General features: G+C 67.2%; 14 protein-coding genes. 8 read left to right on the top strand and 6 right to left on the bottom strand.

The genetic code is table 11. The features are described 5' to 3' along the window. The first annotated feature begins 71 nt into the window (after positions 1-71). The 8 genes from OS889_RS09160 (at position 72) to OS889_RS09125 (ending at position 10993) form a co-directional block, all read left to right on the top strand. Positions 72-1670: an aldehyde dehydrogenase family protein gene (locus OS889_RS09160; RefSeq protein WP_372389257.1), complete on the top strand. Its 1599-nt coding sequence runs from the start codon at positions 72-74 to the stop codon at positions 1668-1670. Between the two features lie 102 nt (positions 1671-1772). Continuing rightward, complete coding sequence (gene aroC, locus OS889_RS09155; protein WP_372389254.1) at positions 1773-2924, top strand: chorismate synthase; 1152 nt, start codon at positions 1773-1775, stop codon at positions 2922-2924. A 325-nt stretch (positions 2925-3249) separates the two neighbouring features. Beyond that, positions 3250-5145, top strand: a complete 1896-nt coding sequence (locus tag OS889_RS09150) for a 2-oxoacid:acceptor oxidoreductase subunit alpha (RefSeq protein WP_372389251.1) — start codon at positions 3250-3252, stop codon at positions 5143-5145. Between the two features lie 2 nt (positions 5146-5147). Next, the gene (locus tag OS889_RS09145) at positions 5148-6083 is read left to right on the top strand and encodes a thiamine pyrophosphate-dependent enzyme (RefSeq protein WP_372389249.1); all 936 of its coding nucleotides are present in this window, start codon (positions 5148-5150) and stop codon (positions 6081-6083) included. A 159-nt stretch (positions 6084-6242) separates the two neighbouring features. Further along, positions 6243-6671, top strand: a complete 429-nt coding sequence (gene lrpA1, locus OS889_RS09140) for an HTH-type transcriptional regulator LrpA1 (RefSeq protein ID WP_372389248.1) — start codon at positions 6243-6245, stop codon at positions 6669-6671. A gap of 338 nt (positions 6672-7009) precedes the next feature. Further along, the gene (locus OS889_RS09135; protein ID WP_372389246.1) at positions 7010-7522 is read left to right on the top strand and encodes a CAP domain-containing protein; all 513 of its coding nucleotides are present in this window, start codon (positions 7010-7012) and stop codon (positions 7520-7522) included. A 289-nt stretch (positions 7523-7811) separates the two neighbouring features. Further along, a complete protein-coding gene (locus OS889_RS09130) occupies positions 7812-9098 on the top strand; it encodes a DNA polymerase Y family protein (protein WP_372391592.1) in 1287 nt (428 codons plus the stop codon). A 95-nt stretch (positions 9099-9193) separates the two neighbouring features. Beyond that, the gene (locus OS889_RS09125) at positions 9194-10993 is read left to right on the top strand and encodes an ATP-binding protein (protein ID WP_372389245.1); all 1800 of its coding nucleotides are present in this window, start codon (positions 9194-9196) and stop codon (positions 10991-10993) included. A gap of 32 nt (positions 10994-11025) precedes the next feature. On the opposite strand, the gene OS889_RS09120 is transcribed toward OS889_RS09125, so the two are convergent. The 6 genes from OS889_RS09120 to OS889_RS09095 form a co-directional block, all read right to left on the bottom strand. Then, the gene (locus OS889_RS09120) at positions 11026-11787 is read right to left on the bottom strand and encodes a DICT sensory domain-containing protein (RefSeq protein ID WP_372389244.1); all 762 of its coding nucleotides are present in this window, start codon (positions 11785-11787) and stop codon (positions 11026-11028) included. A 40-nt stretch (positions 11788-11827) separates the two neighbouring features. Then, entirely contained in the window at positions 11828-12472 is a 645-nt protein-coding gene (gene tpiA / locus OS889_RS09115; RefSeq protein WP_372389243.1) for a triose-phosphate isomerase, read from the bottom strand. A 61-nt stretch (positions 12473-12533) separates the two neighbouring features. Next, positions 12534-13082 (bottom strand): multiprotein bridging factor aMBF1, encoded by a 549-nt coding sequence (locus tag OS889_RS09110; protein WP_372389241.1) that lies wholly within the window; start codon positions 13080-13082, stop codon positions 12534-12536. A gap of 90 nt (positions 13083-13172) precedes the next feature. Then, positions 13173-13337: a DUF8143 family protein gene (locus tag OS889_RS09105; protein WP_372389239.1), complete on the bottom strand. Its 165-nt coding sequence runs from the start codon at positions 13335-13337 to the stop codon at positions 13173-13175. Next, a complete protein-coding gene (locus OS889_RS09100) occupies positions 13337-13561 on the bottom strand; it encodes a zinc ribbon domain-containing protein (protein ID WP_372389237.1) in 225 nt (74 codons plus the stop codon). Before OS889_RS09100 ends, OS889_RS09105 begins: the two co-directional genes overlap by 1 nt. A gap of 49 nt (positions 13562-13610) precedes the next feature. Continuing rightward, entirely contained in the window at positions 13611-14231 is a 621-nt protein-coding gene (locus tag OS889_RS09095) for a CDP-alcohol phosphatidyltransferase family protein (RefSeq protein WP_372389236.1), read from the bottom strand. Position 14232: the final 1 nt, after the last annotated feature.

Here is a 14232-nt window from a genome sequence, read left to right as displayed (position 1 = left end):
CGGGCGGACGCCCCACCTGCTGTGTGCGGGTCGGTGTCACAGTTATGGTGTCGCGGCCCCTCAGTTTCCGTATGCGCTCGCAACCCTTCGAGAACGAACAGACGGCGTTCACCCACCGGCGCGAGGGAACGCTCGACGAATTTCACGACCGCTACGAGTCGGCCGTCGAGCGCGTCCGCGACGACCTCGGGGAGTCGCACCCGCTCGTGATCGACGGCGCGGCGGTCGAGCGCGACGAGCGGTTCAGCGTCGAGAGCCCCGGCGAGACGGACCTCCTCGTCGGCGAGTTCGCGAGCGGGGACGAGGGCGACGTCGACCGCGCGGTCGCCGCCGCGACCGACGCCTTCGACGAATGGCGGCACACCCACTGGCGCGACCGCGCGGCGATCTTCCGGGAGGCCGCAGAGCGCGCCCGCGACCGCCGGTACGAGCTCGCGGCGGTCCTCACCCTGGAAGCAGGGAAGAACCGGTTCGAGGCGGTCGCCGACGTCGACGAGGGAATCGACTTCCTGCGGTTCTACGCCCGCGAACTCGAACGCAACGAGGGCTACCGCCTCGATACCGGCGAGCCGACGCCCGGCCAGCGCTGTCGGAACGTCCTCGAACCGTACGGCGTCTTCGGGGTCGTCGGGCCGTTCAACTTCCCTTTCGCCATCTTCGTCGGGATGACGACGGGCGCGCTCATCACCGGTAACACCGTCGTCGCGAAGCCGGCGAGCGCGACCCCGCTGATCGCCCACGAGGCGGTCTCGATCCTCTCGGACGCGGGCGTCCCCGACGGCGCCCTCAATCTCGTCACCGGCGGCGGCCGGACCGTCGGAGAGCCGCTCGTCGGACACGAAGACGTGAGCGGCGTCGCCTTCACCGGCTCCCGCGCCGTCGGCAGAGAGATCGAGCGGAGCTTCGTGGAACGGGAGAAGCCGGGGCCCGTGATCGCGGAACTCGGCGGGAAGAACCCCGTCACAGTGACGGCCGAGGCCGACCTGGAGAAGGCCGTCGAGGGCGTGCGCTACGGCGCGTTCGGCTTCGGCGGCCAGAAGTGCTCGGCCACCTCCCGCGTCTACGTCCACGAGGACGTCGCCGACGCGTTCACCGAACGGCTCGTCGAGACCACAGAGGAAATCCCGGACCGCGCGCCCGACGATCCCGGGGCCGTCGTCGCGCCGCTCGTCGATGACGACGCCGTGGAACGGTACCGCGAGGTCTGTGAGACTGCCCGGGAGGTCGGGCGCGTGCTCACCGGCGGCGAGGTCGTCGGCGCTGTCGACGGCGCGGCCGGGCGGTACGTGCGGCCGACGGTCGCCGTCGACGTCCCGCACGACCACGACGTGGCGCGCGAGGAGCACTTCGTTCCCTTCGTGACGATCCATCCGGTCGGCGGTCTCGACGAGGGCATCCGGAAGTCCAACGACAGCGAGTACGGCCTCTGTGCCGGACTGTTCTCCGAGGACGACGCCGAGATCGAGACGTGGCTCGACCGGATCGAGTCGGGGATGTGCTACGTCAATCGGTCACAGAGCGCGACGACCGGCGCGCTCGTGCAGGCCCAGCCGTTCGGCGGCTGGAAGGCCTCGGGCACGACGAGCAAGTTCGCGGGCGGCTACTGGTACCTGCCGCAGTTTATGCGCGAGCAGACCCGGACCGTCGTCGGCGACGCCGGGCCGTGGTGAGCGGGGCGTCTGAACGGTCCGTAGGGGTCGAACGCGCCGTCCGCGGCCGAGACCCACCACTTTCTGCAACGTATATATGGACGGAACCACGACGGCGAGGTAATGAACGGCAACCGATTCGGCCGGCTCTTCCAGGTCACCACCTACGGCGAGAGCCACGGCGACGCGATGGGCGTGACCGTCTCGGGCTGTCCGGCGGGGCTCGAACTCGACGAGGAGGACGTCCAGGCGGAACTGGACCGGCGAAAGCCGGGACAGTCGATGATCACGACCTCGCGGGGCGAGCCCGACGCGGTCTCGATCAACTCCGGGATCCAGGACGGCTACACGACGGGCACCCCGATCGGGATGGTCATCGAGAACAAGGACGCCCGCTCGGGCAAGTACGAGCCGTACGTCACGGCCCCGCGGCCGAGCCACGGCGACTTCACCTACTCGGCGAAGTTCGGGACGCGTAACTGGGGCGGCGGCGGGCGCTCCTCCGCGCGGGAGACGGTGAACTGGGTCGCCGCCGGCGCGATCGCGAAGAAGGTCCTCGAAACCGAGGGCGTCCAGGTCAAAGCCCACGTCAATCAGATCGGCGACATCAAGGCCCCCGAGGTCACCTTCGAGGAGATGCTCGAACACACGGAGGAGAACGAAGTCCGGTGTGCCGATCCCGAGACCGCCGAGGAGATGCGCGACCTCATCGACGAGTACCAGCAGGAGGGTGACTCGATCGGCGGCTCGATCTACTTCGAGGCGCAGGGCGTCCCGCGCGGTCTGGGCGCGCCGCGGTTCGATTCGTTCCCCTCGCGGCTCGGCCAAGCGATGATGTCGATCCCGGCGACCACCGCGTTCGAGTTCGGCCTCGGGAAGGAGGCCCGCGAGTGGACCGGCAAGGACCGAAACGAGGACTGGGAGTTCAGCGACGAGGGCGATCCCGTCCCGGAGGGCAACAAACACGGCGGCCTTCAGGGCGGCATCACCACCGGCCAGCCGATCTACGGCGAGGTCACCTGGCACGCCCCCACGTCGATCCCGAAACAGCAGAAGACCGTCGACTGGGAGACCGGCGAGGAAAAGGAAATCCAGGTCGTCGGCCGCCACGACCCCGTGTTGCCGCCGCGTGCGGTCCCGGTCGTCGAGGCGATGCTGAACCTCACAATCCTCGACTTTATGCTCCTCGGCGGGCGGATCAACCCCGATCGGCTCGACGACCAGCCGGGCGAGTACGACACCGACTACCACCCCTCCAGCCCCGACAACGAGTAACCCTCGGGGGCGGTCGGTCCGCGGCCGAACACTATAGATTTCGAGTATATCGGATATAACTTGGATTCGATCCGGCTTTGTCGGACGTATCCGAAATCTCCGGACGGGTGCAGTTCTGTTCCGTCGATACAATACATCTAAACTAAACATACGAATTGTAATTCTCACTCATTCTTTATATTATTCCACGATATCTCGATATAGTGCATCTTACGTCCATATATTAGGTCTATCATCATCTTTCCTTGGTAACGTATAGCAAAGGCTTTAATCGAGTCCTTTCGAAAGTGTTCGGTAGTGGCCCACGCGGGCCGTGAGCTCAGATATGACTGACGACGAACTCATCTGGCGAATCGCGGGTGGTTCCGGAGACGGGATCGCCTCGACGAGCCAGAACTTCGCTAAGGCCCTGATGCGAGCGGGCCTACACGTATTCACGCATCGTCACTACCCGTCGCGCATCCGTGGTGGTCACACCTACACGGAGGTCCGCGTCTCCGAGGACCCCGTGAAGTCGCGCGGTGACGGGTACAACTTCCTCCTCGCGCTGGGCGACTCCTTCGCCCGGAACCCCCAGGAGAACGCCTACTACGGCAACGAGGAGGTAAAGCCGCTGTCCGAGAATCTCGACGAGCTGAACGAGGGTGGCGTCATCGTCTACGACTCCGGGCTCCTCGACACCGAGGACATCCCGGACTTCGACGAGCGCGTCGCGGATAACGGCTGGCACGTCTACGACATCGACCTCCGCACGATCGCGCGCGAACACGGGCGCGAGGTCATGCGGAACACCGCGGGCGTCGCCGTCACCTGCGCCATCGCGAACATCGAACCGCGGGTCATCAAGAGCCTGATGGAGGACACGATGCCCGAGAAGGTGTTCGAGCCGAATATGTCGGTCTTCGACGACGCCTACGAGACCGTCCAGGAGGAGTTCGACGCCGACGCCCCCGACATCTCGGTGCCGGAGGGCGACCACGACGAGGACCAGGTCCTCATCTCGGGCTCGGACTCCATCGCCTACGGCGCGCTCGACGAGGGCTGTCGGTTCATCGCGGGCTACCCGATGACCCCCTGGACCGAGGTCTTCACCATCATGTCGCAGAACCTCCCCGAGGTCGGCGGCATCTCAGAGCAGGTCGAAGACGAGATCGCCGCGGCCGCGCTGGCGCTGGGGGCCTCCCACGCCGGCGTCAAGGCGATGTCCGGCTCCTCGGGCGGCGGCTTCGCGCTGATGTCCGAGCCGCTGGGCCTCGCCGAGATGACGGAGACGCCCGTCGTCCTCGTGGAGGCGATGCGCGCCGGCCCCTCGACCGGGATGCCGACCAAGCCCGAACAGGCCGACCTCGAACACGTCCTCTACACCTCCCAGGGCGACTCCCACCGCGTCGTCTTCGCGCCCGCCGGCGCGGAGGAGGCGTACCGCCAGACCCGCCGGGCGTTCCAGATCGCCTACGAGTACCAGATCCCGGCGATCGTCCTCTACGACCAGAAGAACGGCGGCGAACTCCAGAACGTTCCGGCCAGCGTCTTCGACGAGGAACCCAACCCCGACCTCGGGTCGGTCGTCACCGAGGCTGAGCTCGCGGACGCGCCGCACGACCCCTCCGGGAAGTACAACCGCTTCCAGCACGACGTCGACGACGGCGTCAGCCCCCGGTCGATCCCGGGCCAGGAGGGTGGTCGCTACCTCGCGACCGGCAACGAACACATGCCCGCGGGGCACATCTCCGAGGACCCCGACAACCGCGTCAATCAGGTCGATCGCCGGATGGAGAAGATGGAGGCCATCCGCGCCGACCTCGACGCCGACGAGGGCACGAACGCCCACCACGGCCCCGAGGACGCCGAGTACGGGATCATGACGTTCGGCTCCCAGCAGGGCACCGTCGAGGAGGCCGTCGACGAACTCAACGAGCAGGGACACTCGGTGAAGTCGCTGGGCGTATCCGAACTCGCACCCTACCCGGTCGAGGAGGTCTCGGCGTTCATCGAGAGCGTCGACGAGGTGCTCGTCGTCGAGATGAACGCCTCCGCGCAGTTCCGCGGCCTGACGCAGAAGGAACTCGGTCGCTACGGCGAGAAGCTCTCGAGCCTGCTGAAGTACAACGGCAACCCCTTCGAGCCCGGCGAGATCGTCGACGGGTTCGTCACGAGCATCGTCGAGGACGGGACGCTCCCCGGCCACGAGACCAAATTCGTCCCCGCAGCGAGTGACTAACAATGAGCGCATTCAGTGCAATCGGTGAAGACGTCGAACGCGACCGCAACGAGTACACCCCCGGCCTCGAACCCCAGCCCACCTGGTGTCCCGGCTGCGGCGACTTCGGGGTCCTGAAGGCTCTGAAGGGCGCGGCCGCCGAACTCGGCCTCTCGCCCGAGGAGATGCTCGTCTGCACGGGCATCGGGTGTTCGGGCAAGCTGAACAGCTACTTCGACAGCTACGGCTTCCACACGATCCACGGCCGCTCGCTCCCGATCGCGCGGGCGGCGAAGTTGGCGAACCCCGGCCTGACCGTCGTCGCCGCCGGCGGCGACGGCGACGGCTACGGGATCGGCGGCAACCACTTCATGCACACGGCCCGGGAGAACCACGACATCACCTACATCGTGTTCAACAACGAGATCTTCGGGCTGACGAAGGGCCAGACCTCCCCGACGTCGCCGAAGGGCCACAAGTCCAAGACCCAGCCCCACGGGTCGGCGAAGGATCCGATCCGGCCGCTGTCGATGTCGCTGAACGCCGGCGCCTCCTACATCGCCCGGACGGCCGCCGTCAATCCGAACCAGGCCAAAGAGATCATCGTCGAGGCCATCGAACACGACGGCTTCTCGCACGTCGACTTCCTCACCCAGTGTCCGACCTGGAACAAGGACGCAAAGCAGTACGTCCCCTACATCGACGTCAACGACTCCGAGGACTACGAGTTCGACAACACCGACCGCTCGGAGGCCTCCGAGATGATGTTCGAGACGGAGAACGCGCTCCACGAGGGGACCGTCCTCACCGGCCGGTACTACGTCGACGACCGCCCCTCCTACCAGCAGGAGAAACAGCGCATCGGCGAGATCCCCGACGAGCCGCTCGCGGAGCGGTACTTCGACGACGACTACGAGTGGGAACGCGTCTACGACTCGTTCCTCGACAAGCACAAGTAACGCCTCACGGCCGCAGATCGGCAGACTGCGGCCCCCGGCCGCGGGAAGTTCCCGGCCGGATTCCGGCGTTTTGACGCGCCGCGGCCGACGTATTTCATCCTCGCGAGTTCGCTTTGTTTATTCGGAAGGTATTTTTTCTATCGACCAAAACGTACGGGTATGGAGACCACATCGACGGAGGGGCGTATCCTCGACGTGCTCGAAGAGGACGCCCAGGCGTCGTACTCGGAGATCGCAGAACGCGCGGACGTCTCGAAGCCCACGGTTCGGAAGTACATCCGGAAGATGGAAGAAGAGGGAATCATCGTCGGCTACTCCGCCGACGTCGACCCCAAGAAGCTCTCGGAGACCTCGATCGCGCTGGTCGGGCTCGACGTCTCCTCGGAGCGCTACGTGGAGGCGACCCGCGAGCTCAAGGAACTCGACGCCGTCGAGTCGCTGTACACCTCCTCGGGCGACCACATGCTGATGGCGGAGGTCCGCGCCCGCGACGGCGACGCCCTCGGCGACGTCATCTCCGAGACGATCCTCTCGATCGAGGGGATCACCGCAGCCCACCCGTCGTTCCTCCAGGAACGGCTGAAGTAAGGCCGCCCGCGCGACCGAGCGACGCCCCACGTCCGTCGATCCGTCGGATCCACATTCACTCCGGTTCGGGAACGCCATAGTGGCCGCTCCGGCCACCACCCTTCCGAACGGACCGTCGTGACGGTGTCCCACTGTTTCTAGCCATCGCTACCGCAGTTTTGCTCGTGGTCATCGAGCAAGACAACATTCCGTGTGTCTTCGCACGACCAATTAAGTGTTAATTCACCAATAATTTTTTACACCTGCATTTAATTTTATTTCGCGTGAAACGACTGCTCACGGTCGTTCTGCTTGTGAGCACTGTCGTTGTCGTAGTGACACCGATCGGTCCCGTTCAAGTGGCGGATATCGGCGTGAACGAACTGGTCACAGACAGTATTGAAGAGGCCGAGAGCGGATTTTCGGACGCCTCGTCCGCGGACACCCTCAACGAGACCGAGATCAGGCGGACAGTACACGCGCGAATCAACGAGATCCGGGCTGACCGTCGAGTGGACCGCCTGCAGTACTCCCAGCACATTGCAGAGCGTGCGGAAGAACACACCGAGACGATGGCCGAGCGGCGCCGACTGCAGGGATCGGATCCCGAATCACAGTACGAGTGTGAAACCGTCGGCGAAAACGTCGCGTACACGTACGCCAATCAGCGCATCGCGGTGGAGGACGACTACGTGAATTACGAGGGGAACGAGACGAAGATCGCCCACGGGATCGTCCGTCAGTGGATGAATTCGCCGGGCAATCAGGATGTCATTCTGGAGGACGCGTTCGAAAGCGAAGGGATCGGCGTCGCGACGGCCGAGACTGACGACGGACGACGCGTCTACGTCACACAGGCGGTGTGCGGGTAAGACCTCACCCGACGAGCTTGGTGGGTGATACTGTCCGGCCGTACGCGAGGAAATTCCCCGCCAATGTCTTCACAGTACGTCTCTAAGGGCTCGCGTGCGTGATGGGTTCGAGATCGGCCATCGGCGAATTCCGAAGCTCGAACGCCATAGTGTCCGCTTCGTACCTACGCGCGCTCCGCGAGGACGTACTGCTGTGGCCCACACCGGGGGGTGAGCCGGTGTGAATCTGGACGAATATGCTCACGACGTGAGCCGCGGCCCCTCCTCGCGGATCATCCTCCACGTCGATATGGACTGCTTTTACGCCTCCTGCGAGCGCCTGCGGGAGCCCGCACTCCGCGAGGAGCCGGTCGTGGTCGGGATGGGCTACGAAGCGGGCGAGACGTTCGGGGCGGTCGCGACCGCGAGCTACGAGGCCCGAGAATACGGCGTCGAGAGCGCCCAGCCGATCTCGCAGGCGCTCGAACGGCTGCCGCGCGCAGCGGAAGCGACGGCCGAGGGAAACGAGTCGGAATCGGGATCCGAGTCAGAATCCGAGACCGACGCCGACACGGTCGGCCACTACCGCCCGGTCGACCTGGAGTTCTACCGCGAGGTCGCGGGGGAGGTGAAAGAGATCCTCCACGACTCGGCCGACGTCGTCCGAGAGGTGAGCATCGACGAGGCGTACCTCGACGTCACCGACCGCACCTCCTGGGACCGGGGGCCGGACGGCGAGCGGACGCTGGCCGAGGGGTACGCCCGCCACGTGAAACAGCGGATCGCCCGCGAGGTCGGCGTCCCCGCCAGCGTCGGCGTCGCATCGAATATGTCGACCGCGAAGATCGCCTCCGACCACGACAAACCCGACGGCCTCGTCGTCGTCGAGCCCGGACGGGTCGCGGAGTTCCTCGCGCCGCTCCCGGTCGAATCGGTCCACGGGATCGGGCCGGTGACGGCCGACCGCCTCGGAGAGATGGGCATCGAGACCGCCGGCGGCCTCGCGGACGCGGACCCCGCAGAACTCCGGTCGGCGTTCGGTTCCCGCGGGCCCGAACTCCGCGACCGCGCCCGCGGCGTCGACGACCGCGAGGTGACGCCCACGGGCCGGCCGAAGAGCCTCTCGCGGGAGTCGGCGTTCGCGGAGGCGACAGAGAGCGCGGCGGAGAAGCGCGAGCGGGTCGCGGCGCTGGCCGCCGACGTCGCCTCGCGGGCGCAGAATCGCGGGGCGACCTACCGGACCATCGGCATCAAGGCCGTGCTGCCGCCGTACGACATCAACACCCGCGAGCGGTCGCTCTCGGGGCCCGTCGACGACCCCGATCTGGTGGAGTCCGTCGCCCTGGAGTTGCTCGCGGAGTTCGAAGACGACGCCGTCCGGAAGCTCGGCGTCCGCGTCTCGAACCTCTCGTTTGCGGACGGCGAGCAGGCCCGGCTCGACGGGTGGGAGGGCGCCGAGACCGCGGAGGATGCGGAGACTGCGGAAGCCGCGGGGGACGGCGGCCGCCGGTCGGACGAGCGCGACGGCCGTCGACGGGCGGGACGGCCGTCGGGTCGGGGCCAGGCCTCGCTCGACCAGTTCGACGAGAGCGAGTAGTCGCCGCCGGCGACGCGCTCTCGGGCCTCCGCGGCGTCAGACGTCCGTCACACGGGGAGAAGGAACTATGCCGCGGGAGGGCGACGACCCGATAGATGACCGAGGATACCGAGACGATCGCCGTCGCGAACGTCAGCGAGGGGCCGGGCGGCGACGGGCAATCGGCGCCGGGGACGCCCGTCGAGTTGCCCGTCGTCGACATCCTCACCGGACGCGGCTTCATCACCGGAAAGTCCGGGTCCGGGAAGTCGAACACGGCCTCGGTGGTGATCGAGAACCTCCTCTCGAACAATTTTCCCGTGCTCATCGTCGACACCGACGGCGAGTACTACGGACTGAAAGAGCAGTTCGAACTGCTCCACGCCGGCGCCGACGAGGAGTGCGACATCGTCGTCAGCCCCGAGCACGCCGAGAAGCTGGCGAATCTCGCCCTCGAACAGAACGTCCCCATCATCCTCGACGTCTCGGGCTACCTCGACGACGACGAGGCCCAGGAGCTCCTGACCGCGGTCGCGCGCCACCTCTTCGCGAAGGAGAAGAAGCTCAAGAAGCCCTTCCTGATGCTCGTCGAGGAGTGCCACGAGTACATCCCCGAGGGCGGCGGGATGACCGAAGCGGGCAAGATGCTGATCAAGATCGGCAAGCGCGGCCGCAAGCACGGCCTCGGGATCGTCGGCATCTCCCAGCGCCCCGCCGACGTCAAGAAGGACTTCATCACGCAGTGCGACTGGCTCGTCTGGCACCGACTCACCTGGAACAACGACACCAAGGTCGTGGGTCGGATCCTCGGCTCGGAGTACGCCGACGCGATCGAGGAGATGGACGACGGCGAGGCGTTCCTCGTCACCGACTGGTCCGAGTCCCTCCGCCGGGTGAAGTTCCACAAGAAGCAGACCTTCGACGCGGGCGCGACGCCGGGGCTCGAAGACTTCGAGCGCCCGGATCTGAAGTCCGTCGACGGCGACCTCGTCTCGGAGCTGCAGGACATCTCCGACGAGAAGGCGCGTCGCGAGAGCGAGATCGCAGACCTCAAACAGGAACTGGAGAAGAAAGAACAGCGAATCCAGCAGTTGGAACGGGAACTCGAAGAGGCCAGGGACCTCTCACAGATGGCCGAACAGTTCGCTCAGGCGATGTTCCAGACGGCCGAAGCGCCGTATCGCGGCGGCGACGGGCGGAATCTGAACCGCCCCGAGGAGCGCCAGGCGGCGCTCGATCAGTACGACGAAGCCGCCGCGGATGGAACCGTCGAGGAATCGGCGGCGACTGCTGACGCGGACGCGGCCGAGACCGACCCCGACGCCGACGAGGAGGAGGCGGTCACCGCGGCCGCGGCGGCCGCGTATCCCGGACTCGATACGGACATCGAGGTCGGCGACGACGGTCACGTCGGCCCCACGGACGCGGACATCGAGCCCGAGCGCGCCCACGAACACACCGCGGGGCTGACCGGCCGCGAGGACGTCATCGAGCGCCTCCGAAACGTGATCGCGTCGCTGCCGCCCGCCTCGCGCCGGATGCTCGCGTTCTACCGCGAGATCGAATCCTGCGACCCCGTCGACGCCCACGTCGCGGCCGGCGAGGTCGGGGACAAACAGCTCGCGTACAGCCGGAACGGCCCGCTCCGTCGCGCCGGATTCGTCGAACACGTCGGGCGGGGCCGCTACGCCTACGCGCTGCCCGACCTCGTCCGGTCGGAGTTCGCCGATCGGCTCTCCGAATCGGAGCTCCGGGAGGTCGTGACCGCGGTCGAGGCGGCGTTCCGCCCCGATCTGTCGGACCACCTCGACGACGGGCGGGACGGGAGCGACGACTCAGAGGCCGCCGACGCGAGCGAGGGGATGAATGACGACGAGGCGAAACCGACGGTCGACACGCCGGTCGCGGAGAAGTGAGTCCGCGGCCACGACCGCGGCACGACTGCGGCTCACAGATGTTTCTCGATGTATCGATTCAGGTCTTCGACCACCGACTGGCGGAACGTCCAGAAGCCGACCCACTCGTTCGGCGCCTCTTCGAGCGCGAGCAGCGCGACGTGTGAGTCGGCGTCGCGGTCCTCGGGCGGCGTGTAGACCACGAACCACGACTCCCTGAAGTCCCGGCTGTAGCCCGCGTGGATCGTGATGCTGGAGTCGGGGTCCGGTCGCCATCCCGGCATTCCGTAGACGTGAACGTCGACGGGCGACTCGTCGAGCCGCCCGTAGACCTGGTGGGTCCCGACCTCGTCTTCGATCCGCGAGAGGTTCTGAAACGACGTCCGGAGCGTCCCCTCGCCCTCCTCCCAGGCGCGCCGTTCGATGTACCGGGAGATCAAAATCAGGAGCAGCTTCTCCGAATGCGACTCGGGATACCCGCGGAGGTAGAATGGGATCTCGTCGAGCTGCTCCAGCGCCTCGGGGAGTTCGATCTCTTCGAGGTCCCGGGTCCCGGTGATGAACAGATCGGAGTTGATGAAGAGAATCGCGTCCTGGAGGTCGCTCAGGGGGGAGCTCGCGAGGACCTGATCGTCCTCGACGACGAGCACCTGATCAGCCTCGGCGTCGGGGAGTTCGATCTCGTCGACGTCGATCGACTGCCCTCCGAAGAGCCCTTCGAGCATATTCTGCACCGGATTGGGCGCCGTCCGGTTGAGGACGACGAGCGACCGATCGGGGTCTTCGGCCGCGTCGAGGAACTCTCGGAGCGTCATACACTACCTATGTGGGTTACCAACACGGGTAAAGCCTCGCTTAGAGTGGTTCGACCAGGGCTTCGAGCGCGGACCGCGGGTCGTCGGCCTTCGCGACGCCGGAGGCGAGCAGGATCCCGGTCGCGCCCAACTCCCCGGCGGTCGCGACGTCGTCGCCCGACGAGATGCCCGCGCCGCAGTAGACGTCCACGTCGTCGTCGACGGCGGCGGCCGCGGCGACGGCGTCCTCGACGATCCCCGGGTCCGCGGTCGCGACGGAGACGTCGCCGCCGATGAGCGCCGGAGGCTCGACCGCGACGCTGTCGGGGCCGAGCGCCGCCGCGGCGCCGATCTGTGCGGGGTTGTTCGCGCAGACGCACGTCTCCAGGCCGGCGCGTTCGGCCGCGCGGACGGCCCCGTCGATGTCGGCCAGCGTCTGCCGCTTCTCGGAGTGGTTGATCAGGGTGCCCGTCGCGCCGGCCTCGGCGACCGCCTCGGCGAGGGTGCTGCCGGTGTGGCTGCCGTGGCCGTTCGGATCGACGTGCTGGGCCCACGTCTCGACGCCGGTGTCCGCGACGCGGGCGACGTCGGCCGCCTGGGGCGAGACGGCGATCCGGACGCCGGACGCCTCGGCGACGTCGCGCGCGGCGGTCGCTACCTCGATGGGATCACACGGATACGCCTTCAGATTGACGAGGATGAACACGGACCGTAGTACGATGCTACTGGCCGAAATAGGTTGCTCTCCGCGACGCCGAGGACACCGGTCAGTCCTTCCGCTTGACCACGTCGCCGAGCGTCGTCGTGGTCGAAGAGCCGCCGGACCACTCGCTGTCTTCGGTGTCTTCGCCCTCGACGAGGGAGATCTCCAGTTCGCGTTCGAGCTTCCGCTGGACCTCGTCGGAGGGGAGGATGTCGCCGCGTTCGAGCTTGCGGATCAGGCTCGCCTTCTCGTTGAGCGACTTCGCGAGGTCCTCCTGGCTCAGGCCGCGGGACTCGCGCGCCTCGCGGATGCGCTGGTCGTAATCGGTCGCGATCTCGTCCATGTCGTCGAACATATCGCGCCGGCGCCGGCTCGACCCGCCCGAGGAACTGCTCGCGGTGCCGCTCGTCGAAGACGACCCCGACGACCCGCCGGATCCGGACGTCCCGGAGGAGCTCGACGTCGAGTACTTCGTCGACTGCGAGGAACTCGACTCAGTGCGGACCTCGGTGCCGAACTCCTTGCAGTCGTCGCACAGTTCGAGTTCGGCCCCTTCGACCTTGACCGTCGTCAGGGACGGCCGTTCACTGCCGCACATCTCGCACTGGGGCATACCCCGCAGTAGTCGAGGCGGGGGTATAAAGCACACGCTGGGGGAGATGCGCCGATGCGACGCGACCGACCAGGAGACGGATTCGCGTCGCTACCGCCGCCCGTCGCGGGTGTCACGCCGCGCGGCCCGCTCGGCCTCGTCGCGGTCCATCGTCTCCCGGTCGTCGCGTTCGGCCCGGACGAGGTAGTAGAGCCCGAGCGGGGCGACGAGGGCCAACAGCGCGAAGAGGAGGAACGCGAATCCGAACCCGGCCATCAGCCGAGGAAGACGTCGACGATGTCGCTGGTGCCGGAGGTCGTATCGCGGTACAGCTCCGAGTAGCCGCAGTTCGTACAGGAGACGACCTTGAAACTGTTCGTCTGGATGTCGAACATCTTCGAGAGGCCGCCGCCGGTCGTCGAGATCGTCCCGACGTCGGTCTCGGTGTGGCCGCACTTCGGACAGCCGCGGTCGGAGGCGGAGGGTGGTTCGGGGACCATACTCGGGGGCTCCCGCGCGACCGTAATCAGTTTTGTCCCGAAGGCACCCTCACGAGAGGTCGCGCCACGCGCCCCAGAACCGCTGGAGCGCGGTGAGGTGGCCGACGACGGCGAAGAAGACGAGCAGCCAGCCGACGACCGTCAGCCCGAGCGCTCGGACCGGAAGCGCGGGGAGGGCGAGCGTCGCGGCCGCGACGATGGCGACGAGTCCGATGATCGCGAGGCGGTCGGCGCGGCCGACGAGGCCGCCGTACTCGCGGCCGAGGCCGACGGCCTGGATCTGTGTGCCGAGGTAGGAGGTCATCAGGACGCCGGTGACCGCGGCGAGACCGAGCCCGTAGGCGTCGATCCCGGCCGCCAGCCCGACCAGCATCGCGATGTCGGCGTAGCGGTCGAGGACGTGATCGAGCAGGTCGCCGCCGTCGCTGTCGACGCCCTGAGCGCGGGCGAGCGCGCCGTCGACGAGGTCGAGCCAGCCGTTCAGGAAGACGAAGGCGGCACCGAGGACGTACCAGACGGGCGTCCCGAGGTAGAACGCGCCGCCGGCCGCGACGGCGAAGCCGAAGGCGACGACGCTGACCCCGTCGGGCGTCAGGCCCAGCCGGTCCGCGGCGGCGACGAAGGGGCCCAGGAGGCGGTCCGCCAGGTCGCGGTACTGATCGAGCGTCATC

This window comes from Halobellus sp. MBLA0158, assembly GCF_041477585.1.
In the GTDB taxonomy this organism is placed as follows: Archaea; Halobacteriota; Halobacteria; order Halobacteriales; family Haloferacaceae; genus Haloquadratum; species Haloquadratum rubicundus.
Note: the sequence above shows the minus strand (reverse complement) of the source record. Positions and strands in the feature narration are given on the sequence as shown.

Coding starts and splice junctions, on each gene's coding strand:
- OS889_RS09160 (WP_372389257.1), top strand. CDS start 72: ATGCGCTCGCAACCCTTCGAGAACGAACAGACGGCGTTCACCCACCGG.
- aroC (WP_372389254.1), top strand. CDS start 1,773: ATGAACGGCAACCGATTCGGCCGGCTCTTCCAGGTCACCACCTACGGC.
- OS889_RS09150 (WP_372389251.1), top strand. CDS start 3,250: ATGACTGACGACGAACTCATCTGGCGAATCGCGGGTGGTTCCGGAGAC.
- OS889_RS09145 (WP_372389249.1), top strand. CDS start 5,148: ATGAGCGCATTCAGTGCAATCGGTGAAGACGTCGAACGCGACCGCAAC.
- lrpA1 (WP_372389248.1), top strand. CDS start 6,243: ATGGAGACCACATCGACGGAGGGGCGTATCCTCGACGTGCTCGAAGAG.
- OS889_RS09130 (WP_372391592.1), top strand. CDS start 7,812: ATGGACTGCTTTTACGCCTCCTGCGAGCGCCTGCGGGAGCCCGCACTC.
- OS889_RS09125 (WP_372389245.1), top strand. CDS start 9,194: ATGACCGAGGATACCGAGACGATCGCCGTCGCGAACGTCAGCGAGGGG.
- OS889_RS09120 (WP_372389244.1), bottom strand. CDS start 11,787: ATGACGCTCCGAGAGTTCCTCGACGCGGCCGAAGACCCCGATCGGTCG.
- OS889_RS09110 (WP_372389241.1), bottom strand. CDS start 13,082: ATGCCCCAGTGCGAGATGTGCGGCAGTGAACGGCCGTCCCTGACGACG.
- OS889_RS09105 (WP_372389239.1), bottom strand. CDS start 13,337: ATGGCCGGGTTCGGATTCGCGTTCCTCCTCTTCGCGCTGTTGGCCCTC.
- OS889_RS09100 (WP_372389237.1), bottom strand. CDS start 13,561: ATGGTCCCCGAACCACCCTCCGCCTCCGACCGCGGCTGTCCGAAGTGC.
- OS889_RS09095 (WP_372389236.1), bottom strand. CDS start 14,231: ATGACGCTCGATCAGTACCGCGACCTGGCGGACCGCCTCCTGGGCCCC.